The following is a 17,854-nucleotide window of genomic DNA, read 5'->3' on the forward strand; positions in this document are numbered from 1 at the left end:
GGGGGGGGGGGGGGGGGGGGTGGTGCGCGGCGGGCCCCACCCCCCCCCCCCGCGGGGGGCGGGGGGCGGGGGGGGCCCGGCCTGGTCACTGGACCAGGCCGGGCCCCGCCGCGTTCCTGAAGTTCTTAGGCCTGGAGGGCCGGGCTGCCCTGCGGCGCCTCCTGGCCGGTGGCCTTCTTGGCCGGGGCCTTCCTCTTCGGCCTCGGCGTGGCCTGGAGGCTGGCCTTGGTCTTGGCGGCGGCCTTCTTCCTTGCCCCGGTCTGGAGACTGCCCTTCGGGGCCTTCTTGGCGGCGGCCTTCTTCTTCACCGGGGCCCGGAGGCTGGCCTTGGGCGCCTTCTTGGCGGCGGCCTTCCTCGCCGCCACGGCCTGGAGGCTGCCCTTCGGGGCCTTCTTCACCGAGATCTCGCCCCGGCGCGGCAGCTTCTTGGAGCCGCTGACCAAGTCCTTGAAGCCCCGGCCCGCGCGGAACCGGGGAACGGCAATCTTCTTGACCCGGACCCGCTCCCCGGTCTGCGGGTTACGGGCGTAGCGGGCGGAACGGTGAACTTTTTCGAAGGAGCCGAAACCGGTGACCGAGACCCGTTCACCCGCAACGACCGCACGGACGATCGCGTCGAGTACCGCATCGAGGGCCTCGGCGGCCTGCTCACGGCCACCCAGCTTGTCGGCGATCGCTTCTACCAGATGCGCTTTGTTCATCCCTGGTGTTCCCCTTCGCGGTTGGTGACGGTCCGGCCCAGGCCGGACCTCTCTGGGAGCCGGCACCCCCCAGGGGGGGTGCCGGCGGGCGAGAACTACCGTGACGGAGCGAGGGGTTAGACCCGCAACCCCCATTCCCAGCACCACAAGAGGACCCCGGAACAGCACCGCTCCCGCGGGACGGAGGCGGGTCAGGTGGCGGGGGCGGTACGCCGTACGGCGTGGAAGCGGGAGCGCCAGGTGCGCAGTCGGCTGCGGGTACCGTCACCGCCTCCGCCGTGCCACCACAGGTACGCGCACCAGGCGCACACCGCCCCCGTGGTCACGGCCGTGGCGGTGTCGCCCGTACGCAGCGCGTCCAGCGTGCACAGGGCGCAGGTGATCGCGATCCCGCCGTAGAAGGCAGCAAACCGGCAGCGGCCCGCCACCACAGCGGCGACCGATACAAGGTAGACAGCCAACGCGAGGGCATGCAGAACAGACATCAGGTCTCCAACACAGAGAAAAGAAGGGGGGAAAGGGGAAAGCGCCTGGTGCCTTCACACTCCGGGAACCCCAGCCAGGAACGGCGCGCACGTCGCCGGGAACGGACTGCGGCGCGTGTGGGGGCGGGCCAGGGCTCGGCAGGTGTGCTGGTGGTCGACGCGGGTGACCGGCCCCCCCGGCCCACCTCGGGAGCGGGGGGCCGGTCGTCGTACTCAGGGGCGGGCGTGCGCGGGGTGCCGCAGCACGAACAGCGCCTTATCCATGAACCTCGTGGAGCGGATCAGTTCGGAGTGCTGCGCCCCGCCCCACACGTGCCACCGGTCGCCGTCCAGCATCGGGGACCACGTCAGCAGGAACGTAGGGCCGTCGGCGAGGGTGGCCCACCACTGGCCGCGCTGCGTTGTCTTGAACCTCACGCCCGGCACCTGGGGAAGCTGCGGGAGGGGCCCGAACCGGCGCGCCTGGTAGTCGAGATAGGCGCGGGTGGGCACGATCGCGACCCGGGCCGCCTCGGGCCGCACGGCGTTGACCGTGCCCCGGCGGGCGTAGGGCTCCCAGTACGCGCCGCGCGCGTAGTTGAACCCGCGCTTGGCCAGGACGGCCCCGGCCTCGTTGAGCACCTCATCGCGCATGGCGTGCGCGTGGCGGCCCTCCAGCGGGACCGGGTCCCACAGGTTCGCACAGTCGCGCTCCTCGGCATCCAGCCACCGCAGAGCCGCGCCACCGGTGATCGGGGAGAGGTACACGTAGACGGCGACCGGCCGGTAACGCTCCTCGGACTGGCGGCACAGCTGCCGCCTGCGCTCTTCCGGCATCCTCAACGCGGGCCGCTCCTCGGCGGCGAGCCGGTGAGCCGCGTGCCGCTCCGGCGCGGGGAGCTGAGCCATGCTCCCGCGGTCACGCTGCGCCGGCGCCTGGGCCGGGTGCGCCTGCTCCTCGTCGGCCACGATCCCGGCATGCGCAGCGATCATCGCATCGGCCACCATCGCGCGGCCGGTGTCTCCAGCGTGCTCCGCCTCGGCCTTCTTGCGCTCCAGCCGCATGCGGATCTGCTCATGGGTCAGGCCCTGGGCGCGCATGTCGGCGACAGCCTTTGCTGTCACGGCGGCCGTGATGCCGGGCAGGGCGGCGGTCAGCCGGTCCCGGCCGAGCTCCCCGGCCCTGACCTTCTGCGCGAGCACAGTGGTGGCGGCTGCGGCCGTGTGCGCGCCGATGCCGGGCGCGTCCTTGATGTACTCCCCGGCCTTGTTCAGGGCGGCCTCTTCCGCGCGGGAACGTGTCGGGGCGGCGGAGGTGACCGGCGCCGCGACGGCGATCGGGGCGGCCGTGGCGGTCTCCTCGCGCTCCTGGCGGTCCTGCTCGGGGTCGGTCGCGGTGAGGACATAGCGGCGGTTGGAGTGGACGCGAACCCGCCACCTCTCGCCCGGGGTGTCCTCACTGAGCGTGGCGCACCCGTTGGCCTGCCATGCCTCGAACGCGCGGGCCGGGTCCACGGGGACCATGTTCCCGGTGCTGGAGTCGTAGGCGCGGCAGAACTTCGCGGCGGCCCGGATCGCATCAACGCGCTTGGTCCAGTTCCGGCGGATCGTGGTCATAGGTGTGCCTCATTTCTGGATTCTCTAAGACAGGGGCCGGGTTTCTTCCGGGAGTTGCACACCGGCCCAGCGGCCCCCAGGGCTCGAACCGCTCCCGGGGCCGCCCCGCTGCGCGGGAGGACGTGTCACTCTCCATCCGGGGCCCGGCAGGAAGGACCGTAGGGAGTCGGAGAGTTAGGCCCGCAACACCCACTCCCCCGCACCAGAAGAGGACCCGGAACAGCACCGCGCCCGCGGGCCGGAGGCGGGTCAGGTGGCGGGGGCGGTACGCCGTACGGCGTGGAAGCGGGAGCGCCAGGTGCGCAGTCGGCGGCGGGTACCGTCACCGCCTCCGCCGTGCCACCACAGGTACGCGCACCAGGCGCACACCGCCCCCGTGGTCACGGCCGTGGCGGTGTCGCCCGTACGCAGCGCGTCAAGCGTGCACAGGGCGCAGGTGATCGCGATCCCGCCGTAGAAGGCAGGGAACCGGCAACGGCCCGCCACCACAGCGGCGACCGATACAAGGTAGACAGCCAACGCGAGGGCATGCAGAACAGACATCAGGTCTCCAACACAGAGAAAAGAGGGAAGGGCGGCGTAGCCAGCACGGCGGCCGTACGGCGGCCGTACGGCGGCCGTACGGCACCCCTGGGGGCGGCTCGGGCGGCTGCCGTCGGCCAGAGCCAGGGAATCGGCCGGCCGGCGGGGGTGTCGTGGTTCTCCGGTCCGGCCAGGAAGACCGTAGCCAGAGGGCGAGTGAGTGCCGCAAGCCCGACATCCAGCGACCATCCAGCAAACGCAAGGCCGGGAGCCGCAGGGGGCTTTGTGCGCCCGGGCGCGTTTCGGCCCGCACCCCCGAGGAGAAGGAGGCGCGGGCGGAACGGCGGCGCGGGGGACGGGCGCGGGGCCGCCCCGGGGGCTAGTGGTCGGGGAGTTCGAAGAGGCGGGTCGTGCCGCCCTTGACCCGGAGCGGCTTGTCGGCCGGGCCCTTCACACGGAAGGGCATGATGTCCTCGCGGTGCTCGTGATGTTCAAGGGCATCGTCTCCCAGCTTGTGGTGCAGATGCGGGTTGGTGCACGTCATGCGCCGGTGGGGAGGGACCGGCCAGCGGCAGGACCATTCCACTTTCCGGCGGCCCTCCGAGCCCGCCGCGTCCCGGTCGGCATCCTGCGCCCTGGGCCGGACGGGAGCGGCGAGGTCGATGATGCGTACGGTGCCGTCTCCGGCGGGTCGGGTCCCGAGCTTCTTGGCCTTGGCTTTCTCCTTCTTCCGGGCGGCCGGGGGCAGGGTGTTGCGCCGGACGTCGACGAGCTGGTTCTTGCCGGTCTGCTGCATGATCTGCCAGGCCGTGTAGACCACGGCGGCCCAGGCCAGAGGGGTTTCGGGGACGGGTTCGGCGATGGTCTGGCCCAGCGGGAGGATGATCTCGTTGTGCCAGTGCAGCGGGCCCCACAGGTCGGGCGCAGATCGCTGCAAGTGGGCGTCGTCCTGTGCCATCTGGGCGGCTGTGACGGCCCTGCCGTCCGGGCCGACACCGACCGTCTCATCCGGGCCCGGGCGGGAGAAGTCGGTGATGCGCGGGGTGTAGAAGTTGATCCAGATCGCGGGCAGGGCGTCGGGTACGGGGAGTGCCCCGGAGGGGCTGTTCAGCAGCCACATCAAGGGGGTGGAGGCGTCGAGCACGCAGGCATCCCGGGCGTTCCACAGGGACCAGGAGACCGCGACGATCGGGAAGTGCAGCCGGGCCGGTGGCCTGTCGCGGGGGTGGACGGTTTCGGTGTGGGAGCCGATGGGGTCCTTAAAGACCATGAACCCGGTCGGGGACGGGGGCCGGTCGCCGCTGATGTGTTCCTTCGGGGCGGACCCGGAGGCGGCCACGGCCATGCCGGTGACGTTGCGGCCAAGGGAGTAGGTACGGGCTTGGGTGAGCCGCCTGGCCTCGCAGGAGGCCAAGACCCGGGCGCTGTCGCTCTCGTGGAAGGGCCGCCCCGGCAGGACGGGCATGAGGGTCCAGGAGTTGGTGCGGAAGGACAGCGTGAGCTGGTCGATCACCAAGTTGGTGAGCGTGTAATTCGCCTGCCTGCGCTGCCAGTCCAGCAGGGCGCCGGGGCGGGGAGCGTTCCAGTGGCCGTAGTCGGGCATCTGGGGGCGGGCGGTTCGGTTTCGGGGCATGGCAGGGGACTCCGGGCTTGGTGCGCGCGGCGCGGTGGGTGGCTCCCCTCGAGCACCACCGGCAGCGGCACAGCGACAGCAGGCGGCCGCAGGCGGCCCCGGGCAGACTGCCGCCCAGCCGCCGTCCGGCGTGGTCGACGGGCCGGGCCCGGGGGTGCACGAGAGAGAAGGGGAAGGGGCCGGCGCGGGGAAGAATGTGTCACTCTCTCCGGGGACCGGCAGGAAGGACCGTAGGGAGCCGCAGGGTTAGGCCCGCAACACCCACTCCCCCCAGCTCCCACCACACCCGACAGTCCTGGGAAAGGGAAAAGGGAAAAGGGGAAAGGGGATGCGGGAAGCCGGGCGCCGACACCACAGCCCGGCCCCGACACCACGCCCCGGCGGGCAGCCCCCGCGCGCGGCGCGCGGGAGGGCAGCCGCCTTACGCGCCCCTTCGGGCGTCAGTGGCTGCGTTGGCCGCGCCCGGGGCGTAGCGTGGCGAGGTCACCATGGGTGAGGAGCTGCCCTTCGTCGGGCGAGAGCGGCCGGACACTGCGAGGGGCGTGGCCGGTCCCCGGCGTGAACCAGCTCGCGGGCGGCGGGTGGTTGACAGCGCACGGGCCCCTGGTTGTGGCCCGGGAGTGCCTTGAGTGCCCGGCGGGAGCATCGGCTTCAGGGATGGGGGCCCGCCGGGCACCTCGTTTCAGGGTTTCATGCCGCGCTGACCGTGCGGGGCGGCCCCGCACCCGGGTGAGAAGGGGGGTGCGGGGCCGGGGAGGTGGGGTTGGGGACGTCGCCGGGCGGGGCGTCCCCGGGGGGTCAGGAGGTCAGGCGCCCGTTATGGAACCGCATGGTCGCAGAGACGTGGCAGCCGGGGAGGATTCCGGAGACGATGCGTGCCGGGGCGCCGGGCACGGTGACCATCTTCACCTCGTTGCTCAGCGGCTTGACGGCCAACAGCAAACCCTCGGCCTCCAGTTCCAGAAGGTCCGCTCCCGGCAGCATCATGATCAGCTCCTCGTCCGAGAGGTAGCCGAGCTTCTCGTAGAACGGCGTGAGCGTCGCGGGATGTTCCAGGGTGAGCAGCTGGTATCCGGCCTGCCACAAGCGGCGCTCGGCGGCACGGATCAGCTTGCCTGCGATGCCCCGGCCACGGTGGGCGGGGTCTACCACGACGGCGTGGATCGTGGACACGCGCTCCCGCAGCTTGGGGGGCAGGACAGTTCCCGCGCAGAGCGGGTGCTCGAACACCCATTTCGGTACCCCCCCGAGCAGCGCACCCACCGGGCGCCCCGCCGTGTCGCGGGCCACCAGGCACAGCATGTCGCCGTGCGACAACGGACGACGGGGCCGACCGGGCTGGAAGGACAGGATCTGTCCCAGAATCGGAGGCAGCGGATCGTTGGGGGTAGCCGCGGCGATCAGGGCCAGGAACGCGTCGGTGTCTACGGGGCGGGCCTCACCGACACACACCGGTGATGGTGATGCAGTGCCGGTGAGTTGGGCACCAGCAGCGCCGGGCGTACCGGGCGCGCCGGTGCCGGGTGCGCTGGTGCCGGGCGTGCCGGGTGTGGGTGTGCCGGGTGTGCCGGGTGTGCTGGGTGTCATGACGTTCTCCTGTAACGGGGCATGCCACCGCGAGCAGGGCATGCGGGAGACAGCGGAAAACCACACACAAGGGTGCGGAGAGGCAGCGCGGGAAGAGGTGTCACCCTCCTGGGACCGGCATGAAAGACCGTACGGAGCCACATAGTTAGCCCCGCAACCCCCACTCCCCCAACCCCCACCACCCCCAACACCCCCAACACCCCGGAGAAGGGGATGCGGGAAGCAGCCGGCGCCGACACCACCCCCGCCCGCCGGAGGGCATCGCGCATACCAGGCCGGACCAGTACCCCAAGGGGCAGCCAACCCCCGCGCGCGGGAAGGCAGTCGCAGCAGGGCGCGACAGGCCGACATGCCACACCCGGAACACCCCCGCCCCGGCGGCGCCCGGGGGCGGAGGCCGGGGACTGGTTGGGTCAGCGGCACGGACCCTCCCGGCCCGCGTGTAGGGAGGCGTTCGCGACTCTCAGCCAGAGCAGCAGCCGGCGGCAGCGGTCGGCGGCAGCTCGATACGGCCGATCAGCACAGGCAACCGCGCACGGTCCTGAAGGCCTACGCGAGAGTCACCAAGCCGCCCGGGGGTGTTCGAAACGGTGCACGAAACCCCGGATAGATCTGAACCTTGACCGCTAAGGCTCAGGTCCGTTCTTCCGTCCTGCCTCACCTCATGATGGGCTGCCGGCCTGCCCCGCTTGCGAGCGCATTTCGGGGCTGGCGCTCAGGTGCCGAAAGCTGGTCCGTCGTCGAAGGGGAGGGCGGTCCACCGCCCTCTCGGGAGCGAGAGAGCGTGGGCACCGGGGTGCCGCTGAGGGTCAAAGACCTCCCACTGCGGCGAGATGTCGTCCGCAAGCGGCGTAGCAGCGGTGTGGTGACGGGTGCAGTGCTGGGCCGCGTACTGGTCGGCGAGGTGGTCAGGCACCTGTGTGGCGCGTACCCAGAGCAAGCCGCTCCCGGTGGGGAGCCCGAGCAGGGACTGCCGCCAGGGGGTGAAGCTCGGCAGCTTGGTCACACAACGCGCACCGCTCTGGTTGCGGATCACACAGCGGATGCTGGGGAGGCCGGGCATGAACATCAGCTGACCGCCCAGCAGGTAGATCTCACCGGGCTCGGCGTCCGGGGTCGGAAGCTCGGGGGGCTCCATCAGGTCCTTTCTGACTTGGGGCGGCCAGAGCCGCCCTGCACCAGTCTGTCAGCATCCTCGACCGACGTTCCCGCAGATGCCAAACGGCGTTCTGACCGTACAGAGGTCACTGGCGTTGAGCTGGGGAAACGCCGTTTCGTGCAAGCCCCGCCGCGCGGGCGGGATGCAGCGGCGGCCAGCGGTGGGCGGCAGTCGTTGACGCGGCGGATGTAGCGGCGGCCCAGCAGCGTGCGGCTGTGGGCGCCCCGGGGCAGACGAACGGCCCACACCCCGGGGGGAGAACCAAGGGACACGGGCCGAACAGCGACGCGGGGACAGCGGGACAGGGGGGAACCGGGGGCGGGGTCAGTGGTCAGTGGCTGCGGCCCGGCCTGCATGAACGGTGGTGGTGGCGGGGTGGGTTAGGGCCGCAACCACAACCCCGCAGACGGCGCGAAGGCCCGCACCGGGGGGTGCGGGCCTGACCTCGCGCGGGGCCTACGGCTCGATGCCGGACGTGACCGGCGGGTTATCGCCGATCGGCTCGAATCCCTTGACCAGGCGCCCGTACCGCTTGGAGCCGCTATGGAGGTGGACCACGGCCCACAAGCCTGTCTCCGGATGGTCCGCGCGGCCGACCTCCTTGTGTCCCAGACGCACCGAGAACGTCCCGTCCTCGAGCTGCTGGAGGAATCCGACACCGGCCCCTGCTCCACGGGTGTTCATCTCGACGAGGTAGCCGTCCGCGAACTTCAGCAGGCTGAAGAGCACTCCAGGGGCCGGGATGAGAGAGGGGTGGGACGCCGCGCTGAGGTCCACCCCGCTGTGGGCGGAGCTGCGCCGGGTGCCCTCGCACGCACAGCCGTTGTCCAGGCAGCAGGTACACACCGACATGTCGATGCCGGCCTCGCTCGTCGCGGCGCCGGGGTGGGCACAGCCGGAGGGTCTGCTGCGCGCCGACTGGACCGGCGCCGCGTACCAGTACAGGAACTCGGCGGCCAACTGCTTGCTGAGGAAGCCGGGCACGCCGATGCCGGTGTTCTCGGGAAAGAACTCAGCCGTCCATCCGGCCCCGGCCGACTGCCACACCATGCCAAGGAGTTCTCCCTGGCTGCCGTCAGGGCTCTTCAAGCAGACCATGAACCGGCTCGGGTTCTGAGGGTCCACGGGTTCGAAGATCAATACGGGCATGGCACTCCTATCGACAGGTGAGGGCAGTTGGCGCCGGGCCGCGCGGAGGGAAAGTCACTCCGCGGCCCGGCGTGCATCACCCTGCGGGAACGGGGAGTTAGGACCGCAACCCCCACACACCCCGCTTCTCCCTCGCTTCCGGCAGCCCGGGGAGAAAAGGAGACCGGCCACCGGCACGACGCACGACAACCCCCACGCGCGGGGCGGGCGAACGTAGACCGCGCATACCCGGCCGGGCCAGCGCCGCAAGAGCAGGCAGACCGCGCGGGAGAGCAAGCGCACCAGGGCGCGGCAGGCAGACATGCCCGCGCGGAACACCCGCGCCCCGCCGGGGGACGGGGCCGGGGACTGGTTTGCTGAGCGGCACGTTCACAGTGACCATTCCGCGAACGGAAATGCCAGAGGTCCTTGAGGCGAGCGGGGGTGGAGCACCTCGGAGCGGCTGTCGCCGCCCACCGCAGCCCCGTCTGGGGATGGGAAGTGCTTCCCATTAATCATGGTAAGCGCTTCCCGTGATTGATGGGAAGCTAGTACCGTCGTGCTTCGTCAGGGGTTGATGCCCCTCCGGTGACGAGGAGTTGACGCATGTCGGACACCAGCACGGCCGCCGCGCCGTCCACGGTTTTCTGGGTGGAGCGGTGGGAGGACGCGGCTCCCACCCGTCCTCTGGCCGCCGCGCTCACCGCGCAGGGGCAGACAGCTCCCGCTGCGGCTCGTGAGGCCGCTGCCCTTGCGGTTAGGTACCGCCGTCCCGTGCTGCGCGTCCTGCCCCACCACGACCTGGACGCCTGCGGGTTCGAGGGCACGCACGCCGCCTACGCCGTCACCTGGGCGATCCCGATGCTGTGCCAGCTGCCGCACCCTCCCGCTGTGGAGGGGGGTTACCCGGCCCTGCGGGCCCGCTGTGAGGTCTGCGCCGTCGTCTGGGACGGCCTCATGCCGGAGGAGGACGTCGAGGTTTTCGGCCCGCATCTGACGTGGTGGGACCTGGCCCCGCCCCAGACGGTGCGGGCCGACGTCGTCCCCCAGGAGGTCCGCGAGGCCCGCGCCGCCGACGAGCCCCGCCCCGACCCGGCCACTGTGTTCACCGCGAAGGAGCTTCGGTTCCTCGGCGGCGTTGAGGCCGCCACCACCCTGATCGAGACCCGCTACCGGGTCGCCGCCGCCAACGATCGCACCGCGGCCGTGCTGTACGACTGGCCCGGCCTCGTCGGCCGACTGGCCGACGTCGCCGCGGCGACGCCCGCTCCGAGGCTGGACCCTGAGCAGCGGGTCGCCCTCGGCGGGGCCCGGCGTCGACTCCTGCTCGACGAACTCGCCGCCGCAGACCAGAGCCTGGGCCATCTGATGCACAACGCGCGCGCCAGCGGCCCGGTCCGGCTGTCCGCCCTCTCCGGCATCAGCCGCCGCACGGTGCCGTCCTGGATCAACGCCGCAGCCACCGACGATCTCTCCGCCACCCGCACCGCCCCGGCCGACGAAAGGTGACCTGATGCGCCGCTACCAGCCCAACCAGGGGAGCCAGAGCGGCGAGGACCGCCCCCGCGATGTGCAACGCCGTGAGGAGATCTACGAGCTCCTCAAGCGGACGTAGGGCACAACGCCCTGCAACATCCACGTCAGCCACAGGTTGTACGCGCTGGAACTGTGGACCTGGTCCCCCTGGTCCCGCGACGACGCCGCCGGCATGCCCGAACGCGATACCCGCGCCGCCGACGTGATCCGTACGGTGGAGGCTGCCGGTTACATCGTCCACGACGGCCCCTGCGCCCGCTGGTTCAACCCCTACGCCGTCGTCCCCCCGGGAAGTGTTCTCGCCGCCGACGTCCCCGACGAGGACCGCCGTCGCATCCTCCTCGCCTACCGGCCCGAATGGGGCGGAGACCTGCCACAGGTCCGGATGCTGCCGCAGGAGGCCGCACAGTTCACCGGGCAGGACAAGTACGAGCACTGGGGAGAGGCGCAGGCCCTCGCGTACCGGCTCATGCGGGCACTGGAGCAGCGCGGCGCAGGACTCGAAGAAATCGACGGCCACGAACCGAACTGCGTCTTCGAGGTCTACCCACCCATCACCGAAGAACCAACCCCGCACAGCGTTCAGCCCTAACCACCCCACCCGCCCGGTGGCTGTCGGTCATGGGGTTGAAGCGGCGGCCGTGGAAGAGCCCGGTCTGCGCGTCCGTCACGTGCAGGTGCAGTGGGGGCAGGCATGCACCTTCGGGCGGGCGCCGAAGGTTTCCGGGTGGGTGAGGCGGAGGTGGAGATGTGCCCGAAGGGCTCCCTGGATGTGTGCTTCGACGTCGCACCACGTCCATGCCGGATCACCCACAGCGGGGGCGTTCAGTGCGTGGACGATGAAGGCGGCCTTGGCGTGCGGGGTGGAGAACCAGGTGTCGGCGAAGCCGTGCCGGTCGTACTCGGCGACATGCCCGAACAGGTGCAGGGAACAAATCCGGTACAGGGCAGGTGTGAACGCGCCGGGGTCGAGACCATCCTCGATGAAGGCCAAAACCGTGTTCGCCGCCTTCGCTTTCTGCTCGGCCGTGGCAAATTGGGTGGGCGTGCAGTCAGCGGGCTCCATCCGGGTCAGCGTTCCCGGGGCCAGCACACGAACAACACCCGGCGTGGCGGTGGTCATCGTCATCGATCGATTCCTCATCTGGAGAATACGGCCGGCGGGCCGGCGAAACGGGGCCGGAGGTCGCCGGAGGGACAGCGGCAGGCGGGGGCAGCCGGGCGCAGCGCACGACATGGAACACCGTCCCCGCCCCCGCCCGCGGCCGCCCCACCCCCCGGGCCGGTCAGGCCCGTCAGGCGGGGCCGGCCGCGGGCCGGGGCCGGGCCACACGGCCCGCACGACAAGCGGGACGTGCCAGGTCACAAGGCCATCCCGGCCCGGCAGGAAAGACCGTAGGCAGCAACACCGCTAGCCCCGCAACCCCCGGACCTGAAACCCCCTCGTGGTCCCAGCAGGACGAGCGCCACACCGGGACTGGTCCGCCGCGCCAATGTGCACGACAGACCCGTACCCCTGGGTGGTGGCCAGGAGCACCGGGCCACACACATGCGCGGTAGAGGGGTAGGGGGATACCGCACGGGCGGCCCGGCAGAAGAATCCTTGGGCTACTGGTGCCGGGTGCAGCGGTAGACAGGCGTCTGGCGGCTGTCCGTGGTGCGCCACTGGTAGACACGCCCCGGACTCTTGCAGAGAAGCTTCTTGCTGTCAGTGCTGGTCTCTGCTGCGAGGTCCCACTCGCAGGGGGCCTTGGGGGCGTGCTGGGCTCCGTCCGGATCGATGCCGAGCCACATGGCAACCGCTTCGGCAAGCCGGGTCGCGGCATAGCGCAGGTTCACCGGCTGGCCCGCGCTGTTGTAGACCTGTTCGCTCGCCTCGCTGCTGCGGTCGCTCCACCAGTGGGCGGTGACGAAGGCCAGAGTCGCAACGGGGATATCGAAGCACGCGGGCCCGTCCCAGGGCCGGGCGGTGATCCACACTGACCCGATGCCGCCTGTCGCGTACACGCGCAGGTAACCGCTGGTCTTCTCCGGCTTGAGTCCACGCCGTTCCAGCGCGGCATACAGCAGGGGCCCAGTGCTCGCCTCGGAAGGGTTGATACGTGTCATGCCAGGATCCTCGCTTCTCTCGGAGGGGGTAGGAGGCGCCCGCCCACCGTGGACGGGCGGGAATCGGGTACCAGATGGGGAGGCCGCACGGGGCGCGCCGCAGGAACGACCGTGGCCCGGGGCGGGGTTAGCCCGTCAGACGGGGCCGGCCGCGGGCGGGGACCACACGGCCCGCACGACGAGCGGGACATGCCAGGTCACAGGGGCCATCCCGGCCCGGCAGGAAAGACCGTAGGCAGCAACAGCGTTAGCACCGCAACCCCCGGTCCTGAAACCTCCTCAGAACCGGCCGCCACACCGGGCAGCCCCGTACGGCCCGCGCCCGAGGGCGGGCGGTACGGGGCGGAGTTCAGGCGGCCGGCAGGACAATCAAGTCAGCGACCTGGATCACCTGCCACTCGGGATAACTGCCACGCGCCGGCCTGGACACTCTCGGACAGGGAACGGTCGTTGATCAGGCCGTCGAGACCGGTGGTGATACGGACCGGCGGCAGAGCGGGGTGGAAGGCCAGGTACAGCGGGCCGCACCCGTCGTGACTGTCGGTCATGCCGTTGAAGCGGCGGCCGTGGAAGAGCCCGGTCTGCGCGTCCACCTGGTCCTCGGAAGGCCCATCGGTCCACGTCACATGCAGGTACCTGCCCCCCGCCGCGAGGCGACCTTGATAGGTCATCACCGGGACGGCGCGGAGGCCGGGCACGCCACGGCCCGCTCGCTGCCTCAGGGCAGCGAGCGGGCCGTGTTCGGGGTCGGATTAGGTGTAGGGGCCAGCGCGTGGCTCTGTTCACGTTGCAGAGCAGCGTTTCGACGGCAGTTCGGGAGGCAGCACCCGCGTTGGATGTTCGCGACTTCGGGCAGCGGCCGGTCAGGCGGTGGTGTTGAGTGCGCGCCGCGCTTCTGCGACTGCGGTGGCCGCGTCGGGCCAACAGAAAAGCCTGTCGACGGTCAGGGCACTGATGGCCTCCTGCCAGCCTTCGGCCGTCCAGGCACGCCCGCCGCCGTATCCGGGAACGCTCACGGCCCACCCCATGCCGTTGATGAGGGCCTGGCGCCGGACGATCAGGTCTGTGCCGCCGCCTTCCGGCACGGGGATGTGGTATTCGGTGGCGCCGTCGATCAGCACCCGGGCCTGCTCCAGCGCTCCCTTGAGCCAGGCGACCTCGGCAACGAGGTCATCTCGGGTGGGGGCGGTGTCGTCGGTCATGGCGTGCTCCTGGTCGTGGTGGTGGGCGGCCGCCCCTGGGTGGCGACCGTCATTGCGTCTGCTGGCCGGTGGATACCGCCAGTTCTCGTGAACATCGACTCTTCCGGCCGGTCGGCGCCTCCCGGAGCCATGAATATCTGCTGCCGGAACTCAGAACAACGCCAAGCGCCCGTGCCCCTTCTCGGGGTGGGGCGGGCTCGGCCGCCGCTCGGGTGCGGCGGCCGAGCGGTGGGTTGTTAGTCGGTGATGCGGTAGGGGTGGCCCACCTGGGGCTCTGGTCCGTCGGGGTGGACGTTATGCGGCCATCGGCACGCAAGGGTCTCGACGTGCACCCCGGGGTGCTCCTCGCAGCGGACGGGGTTGTTAGAGGCCAGCACTTGAGGAAGCGGTATCGGGATGACCACGGGCGGCACGCCGAGTTCAGCTTCGTCGTCCGCGTGCTGCTCCAGGGCGGCCGAGAGCGCGGTGTCGCGGATGTTGAGCTGCCGGGTCTCGCCGACTGGTAGATGACGAGGGCGGTGCCGTCGTAACTGATCCAGCCGGTTTCATCCCTGGCCGTCTCGACCGTGACGGAGCTGACCGCCTTGCCGGTGTACTCACGGTCGAGGAGGACTCCCGTAGCGGCGGACGTGAGTTCGCTGATGTCCATGGTCGGTACTCCTGGCTCGGGTGGGGTTCGAATCGTGTGATCGGTGCGGATGATGGCGGGCCTCGGTCGGTGGATCGGCGGGGGCGTCACGGCGTCGGGTTGGCGATGCTGCGTGCGCGCTGCATGTCCTGTGCGGTCTGGGGCGTTCCGCCGCCGTTGACCAGCACGTACCCCAAGCTCCGGCGGAGCAGCAGAGGCAGAGCGTTGCCGGGCCGGCAGATCTCCAGCACGGTCACCAGGGGAAGGAGCTCGACGGGACAGGTGGAGGCGCCCTTGCGGGTGTTCTTCCCGTTCTCGGCCATGCGGTGCAGCAGGCCGGCGGCCGCGTCCATCCCGGTCGTCCGAAGGGGGCTGACTTGGCTGGGCCCCGGGGCCTTCAGCCTGTCGCGTTCCGCAGCCACCGCATCAGCCGCCTCGCTCAGTGCCTCGCCTCGGGCCACGTCGCGCTCGATCTGCATGCCGAGCATGGCGAACACGGACTCCTGCAGTGCCTCTTGGAGCTCACGCGCCCGGGCTGTCGGCATGGGTCCTCCTGGCGGGTTCGGAACGGGGGCAGCGGGTGACGGGCTCAGGTGAGGAGCTCAGGGGCGGTGAAGCCGCTGGCGTCGTAGGCGTACGTGCGGCCAGACTGGAAGAAGTCGGCGGGCTGGGTGGACTCGCCCTCGCGCGGCTAACTGTCGGCATGGGTGTCCTGCTCGGCCTCCGCGGCCATCCGGCGCAGCAGCTCGCGGGCGTCTCCACGACCGGGATCCAGCTCATAGTCCTGCGGCAGCGCGGCAATACGGGCTTCCGCCTGGCGGAGCACCTGGACGTCACATGCGCCGATCAGCTCCTCTGCCCGGCGCATGCCCTCCTCCGTGCCCGTGATCAGGTGGGCGCGCAGGTTGGCGCGGGCGCTTTCGGGCGGTTCCCCCGGGGTGTTGTGCGGGGTCGGCATGGTTCCTCCTGGTGGATCGGTTCGGGGGGGTGGCGCGGTGGTGCCGGCCGGGGCGCCTCGGGCCCCGGCCGGTGGGCCAGAACAGGTCGCCCTGTCGCCCTGGCCCAGCTGTTCGAGGGCGCTCCGCTCGGCGACTTGTCGGCGGCCCGGGCCGGTCCGTGGTGGACGGGCCCGGGCCCCGCGAGAGAACCCCACCCTTCCGGCCACGGCTGGCACGACGGCACTTTGCATCCTCGGCACTGGCAGAACGCGAGCAGACACCGGGGCGGTGCCCGCACCCGGGAGGGGGTGCGGGCCGAACAGAGCAGCGTGGCGGGTCAGGTGGTGCCCGTCAGGTGATGCGGGCGTGGCTCGGATCAGGCGTGCGCGGGGCCGCCGCCGGTCGGCTCTTCTCCGGCTTCCGGCACGAACCGCGTCGGCAGCTCCGAGGGGATGTACTTTGCGTAGATCACCTCGCGACCCCGCTCATCGGTCTCCACCCACGCCGAAGCAACCGCCCGGTAGCTGCCCCGCACCAGCTGGGACACCACGCTCCGCACGAGCCGACCGGGCATCACTCCCCCGCCCTTCTCCTCCCCGCCCTTGTCCCCCGACCACACCGCATAGCGCGCAGCCATCGCTTCCCTGGGCAGGGACAGCGTTCCGGGGCGGGCCGCGGTGATCCGGCGTCGGGCCGGGTTCGGTACGTACCGCAGGCCATCCACCCACAGCGCGCCCCGGCCCTCCCCGCGTAGGGAGTCCGCGGTCAGGACCCGGTGCAGCACCACGGCCGGGTTCACCCCACGCTGCTGGAGGCCCTCATCGTCGTGGAGGTCGAACAGCCGCCCGTCAACAGCCGGGAGGACCAGCGGACACGCCGGGACGGCATCGCCGGGCTGCGGCTCATACCGGGCGGTGGCGATACACACCGCCCCATCCGGCTCCTGCTCCATGTCCAGCCCCCGGCGACAGGCGTTGGAGACATGGGTCCGTACACGCTCCGGCGACATGCCCCGCACCCGCTCCACCCCGCCCACGGACAAGGTGTGCGGTGCCTCGACCACCACCGGCCGCGCCCGCGGCGGCACGGCGCGCGGGCCGTAGACGGTGTACGCCGTGCCGACCAGCGGCCCCCACTGGGTGGCGCCGTCAACGATGCGGCCGACCGGGGCAAGGAGAACCCATTCGCACACGTCCCTGCCCTGCCACCAGTCCTCATCGCGCGGGTGCCACTGCCACGTGTCCGGGGCGGTGGTCAGCCACAGGCGGGCGAGGTTCTCACCGGCCTGCTGCGCATCGGGCAGGGTCTGGTGCCGGCTGACGTCGCCGCCGTCGCTCTGCTCCAGCCGGACCAGGTACGGGCCCGTACCGGCCGCCTCACCCAGGGGAAGGTATTCGGTGCGGCTGAACGGCTCGGCGATGACGGCGTGTCCGTTCTCTGCCGTGGCGTCCAGGCCCGGGTAGCGGAGGGCGAGGACCAGCTTCGCGTGGGCGCGGGCCCGGTCGACGATGTGTGACTGCGGGCGCTCGTCCAGCGTGCTCCGCCTGGTCCGAACGTACCGGGGCGCGGTGCCCAGGAGTTCGTCCGCCCGGGGCGTCGCAGCCGCAGTCTCCCGAGCGCCATCGGCGGTGAGCAGCACCAGGTGACCGGCGGGGGCGGAGAAGACGGCATAACCCTGTTCCTCAAGAAACTCGCGCATCTCCTGCTTCTTCACGGCCTCGGCCGCACGGCGCTCCCCGGCCGGGCGCTTCTCGCCACGCCGGGAGCCCTCGGTCCAGATCACGGTTACGGGGCCGCCGTGCAGGGACTGGGCCCGGGGCGCCACGTCGCTGACGTCGAATCCGGACTCACCGACGCGTGGGGCACGCCAGAAGCGGCCTTCTTGGGCATTCAGCAGATAGGAGACGTAAGGGGCATGCGGCATACGGACAGTGGGAGAGGTGGGAGACATACGGGGCTCCAGGTTGAGGAGAGACAGAACTGCGGATGGGGCGGGCGCGGGGAGAGGGCTGGTCCGGACCCGAGCACGGCACAGCGCGAAAGCACGCTGTTGCGGCGGAGGGATTCGCCAGGCGCCCCGGCCCGGCACGGCAGACCGTAGGAACGGCGGCATGTAGCAGCGCAAGGCCCAACCAGGCGCGCGGCGTTCGCAGCATTCGCAGGGCAGCGACCGGCACCCCCACCGCCTGAACCCCACCCGGCCCCGACGCCCCGACCGCACGCCGGGGCACACGCACAGGGGGCCGGGGAGGTCGGGGACTCGAGCGGCCCGCCCCCGACCGGTGCGGGCCGCGTCGGGGTGGGCGCCGTGGGGTTAGCGGTCCTGGGCTGCGGCGTCGGCAGCCTCCAGTGCGGACACCCCGGGGTAGGGGGAATCCCCCAGCGACGGATGCCTGACCAGCTTGGTGTCCTCGTGGAGATAGCGGTAAGCGGTAGCGGGATCCACCGGCGTGAACGTGCCGGAGGACGGGGCGTAACGCCAGGCGTAGGCGTCCTCGATGTCATAGCCGAGGACCGGCGCCGTAACGGTCAGGATCAGCTCCGGACAAGAGGCGGCCAGTTCAGCGGTGAGAAGGCCGGTGAACCCTGCCAGGTCACGGGGGGTGACGGCGTAGACGGGCAGAGGCAGG

General features: G+C 71.3%; 19 protein-coding genes. 3 read left to right on the plus strand and 16 right to left on the minus strand.

From position 1 onward, the window contains the following. Positions 1-125: 125 nt before the first annotated feature. The 8 genes from ABZW18_RS31485 to ABZW18_RS31520 form a co-directional block, all read right to left on the minus strand. Positions 126-701, minus strand: a complete 576-nt coding sequence (locus ABZW18_RS31485; RefSeq protein ID WP_356194133.1) for an HU family DNA-binding protein — start codon at positions 699-701, stop codon at positions 126-128. Positions 702-892: 191 nt separating this feature from the next. Continuing rightward, the gene (locus tag ABZW18_RS31490; RefSeq protein ID WP_356194135.1) at positions 893-1,186 is read right to left on the minus strand and encodes a hypothetical protein; all 294 of its coding nucleotides are present in this window, start codon (positions 1,184-1,186) and stop codon (positions 893-895) included. Between the two features lie 213 nt (positions 1,187-1,399). After that, positions 1,400-2,782, minus strand: a complete 1,383-nt coding sequence (locus ABZW18_RS31495) for a hypothetical protein (protein ID WP_356194137.1) — start codon at positions 2,780-2,782, stop codon at positions 1,400-1,402. Between the two features lie 249 nt (positions 2,783-3,031). Continuing rightward, entirely contained in the window at positions 3,032-3,325 is a 294-nt protein-coding gene (locus ABZW18_RS31500) for a hypothetical protein (protein ID WP_356194139.1), read from the minus strand. Positions 3,326-3,683: 358 nt separating this feature from the next. Beyond that, a complete protein-coding gene (locus ABZW18_RS31505; RefSeq protein ID WP_356194142.1) occupies positions 3,684-4,937 on the minus strand; it encodes a hypothetical protein in 1,254 nt (417 codons plus the stop codon). Positions 4,938-5,735: 798 nt separating this feature from the next. After that, on the minus strand, positions 5,736-6,524 hold the full coding sequence (locus ABZW18_RS31510; protein ID WP_356194145.1) for a GNAT family N-acetyltransferase: 789 nt from the start codon (positions 6,522-6,524) through the stop codon (positions 5,736-5,738). A 715-nt stretch (positions 6,525-7,239) separates the two neighbouring features. Further along, positions 7,240-7,662, minus strand: coding sequence for a hypothetical protein (locus ABZW18_RS31515; protein WP_356194146.1), 423 nt, complete (start codon positions 7,660-7,662; stop codon positions 7,240-7,242). Positions 7,663-8,139: 477 nt separating this feature from the next. Beyond that, entirely contained in the window at positions 8,140-8,832 is a 693-nt protein-coding gene (locus ABZW18_RS31520; protein ID WP_356194149.1) for a hypothetical protein, read from the minus strand. Positions 8,833-9,417: 585 nt separating this feature from the next. Here ABZW18_RS31520 and ABZW18_RS31525 point away from each other — a divergent pair. Both ABZW18_RS31525 and ABZW18_RS31530 read left to right on the plus strand, forming a co-directional pair. Then, entirely contained in the window at positions 9,418-10,320 is a 903-nt protein-coding gene (locus tag ABZW18_RS31525) for a hypothetical protein (RefSeq protein WP_356194152.1), read from the plus strand. A gap of 199 nt (positions 10,321-10,519) precedes the next feature. Beyond that, positions 10,520-10,939, plus strand: a complete 420-nt coding sequence (locus ABZW18_RS31530; protein ID WP_356194154.1) for a hypothetical protein — start codon at positions 10,520-10,522, stop codon at positions 10,937-10,939. Between the two features lie 75 nt (positions 10,940-11,014). On the opposite strand, the gene ABZW18_RS31535 is transcribed toward ABZW18_RS31530, so the two are convergent. From ABZW18_RS31535 to ABZW18_RS31550, 4 genes are all read right to left on the minus strand, one after another. Beyond that, positions 11,015-11,470, minus strand: coding sequence for a hypothetical protein (locus tag ABZW18_RS31535; RefSeq protein ID WP_356194157.1), 456 nt, complete (start codon positions 11,468-11,470; stop codon positions 11,015-11,017). 485 nt (positions 11,471-11,955) lie between these two features. Beyond that, positions 11,956-12,456, minus strand: coding sequence for a hypothetical protein (locus ABZW18_RS31540; RefSeq protein ID WP_356194159.1), 501 nt, complete (start codon positions 12,454-12,456; stop codon positions 11,956-11,958). A 374-nt stretch (positions 12,457-12,830) separates the two neighbouring features. Beyond that, positions 12,831-13,082 carry an LPD29 domain-containing protein gene (locus ABZW18_RS31545; protein ID WP_356194162.1) on the minus strand — a complete coding sequence of 84 codons (252 nt, stop codon included), beginning with the start codon at positions 13,080-13,082 and terminating at the stop codon, positions 12,831-12,833. A 237-nt stretch (positions 13,083-13,319) separates the two neighbouring features. Next, positions 13,320-13,658, minus strand: a complete 339-nt coding sequence (locus ABZW18_RS31550) for a hypothetical protein (protein ID WP_356194165.1) — start codon at positions 13,656-13,658, stop codon at positions 13,320-13,322. Positions 13,659-14,035: 377 nt separating this feature from the next. On the opposite strand from ABZW18_RS31550, the gene ABZW18_RS31555 reads away from it, so the two are divergent. After that, a complete protein-coding gene (locus tag ABZW18_RS31555) occupies positions 14,036-14,164 on the plus strand; it encodes a hypothetical protein (protein WP_356194167.1) in 129 nt (42 codons plus the stop codon). Positions 14,165-14,393: 229 nt separating this feature from the next. On the opposite strand, the gene ABZW18_RS31560 is transcribed toward ABZW18_RS31555, so the two are convergent. From ABZW18_RS31560 to ABZW18_RS31575, 4 genes are all read right to left on the minus strand, one after another. After that, positions 14,394-14,831, minus strand: coding sequence for a hypothetical protein (locus tag ABZW18_RS31560; protein ID WP_356194170.1), 438 nt, complete (start codon positions 14,829-14,831; stop codon positions 14,394-14,396). A gap of 146 nt (positions 14,832-14,977) precedes the next feature. Continuing rightward, complete coding sequence (locus tag ABZW18_RS31565) at positions 14,978-15,244, minus strand: hypothetical protein (protein WP_356194173.1); 267 nt, start codon at positions 15,242-15,244, stop codon at positions 14,978-14,980. Between the two features lie 356 nt (positions 15,245-15,600). Continuing rightward, a complete protein-coding gene (locus ABZW18_RS31570) occupies positions 15,601-17,175 on the minus strand; it encodes a hypothetical protein (protein ID WP_356194175.1) in 1,575 nt (524 codons plus the stop codon). A 363-nt stretch (positions 17,176-17,538) separates the two neighbouring features. After that, a partial coding sequence (locus ABZW18_RS31575; RefSeq protein WP_356194177.1) for a hypothetical protein occupies positions 17,539-17,854 on the minus strand: 316 nt, incomplete at its 5' end.

The sequence above is a fragment of the Streptomyces sp. NPDC004647 genome (assembly GCF_040609575.1).
Classification (GTDB): Bacteria; Actinomycetota; Actinomycetes; order Streptomycetales; family Streptomycetaceae; genus Streptomyces.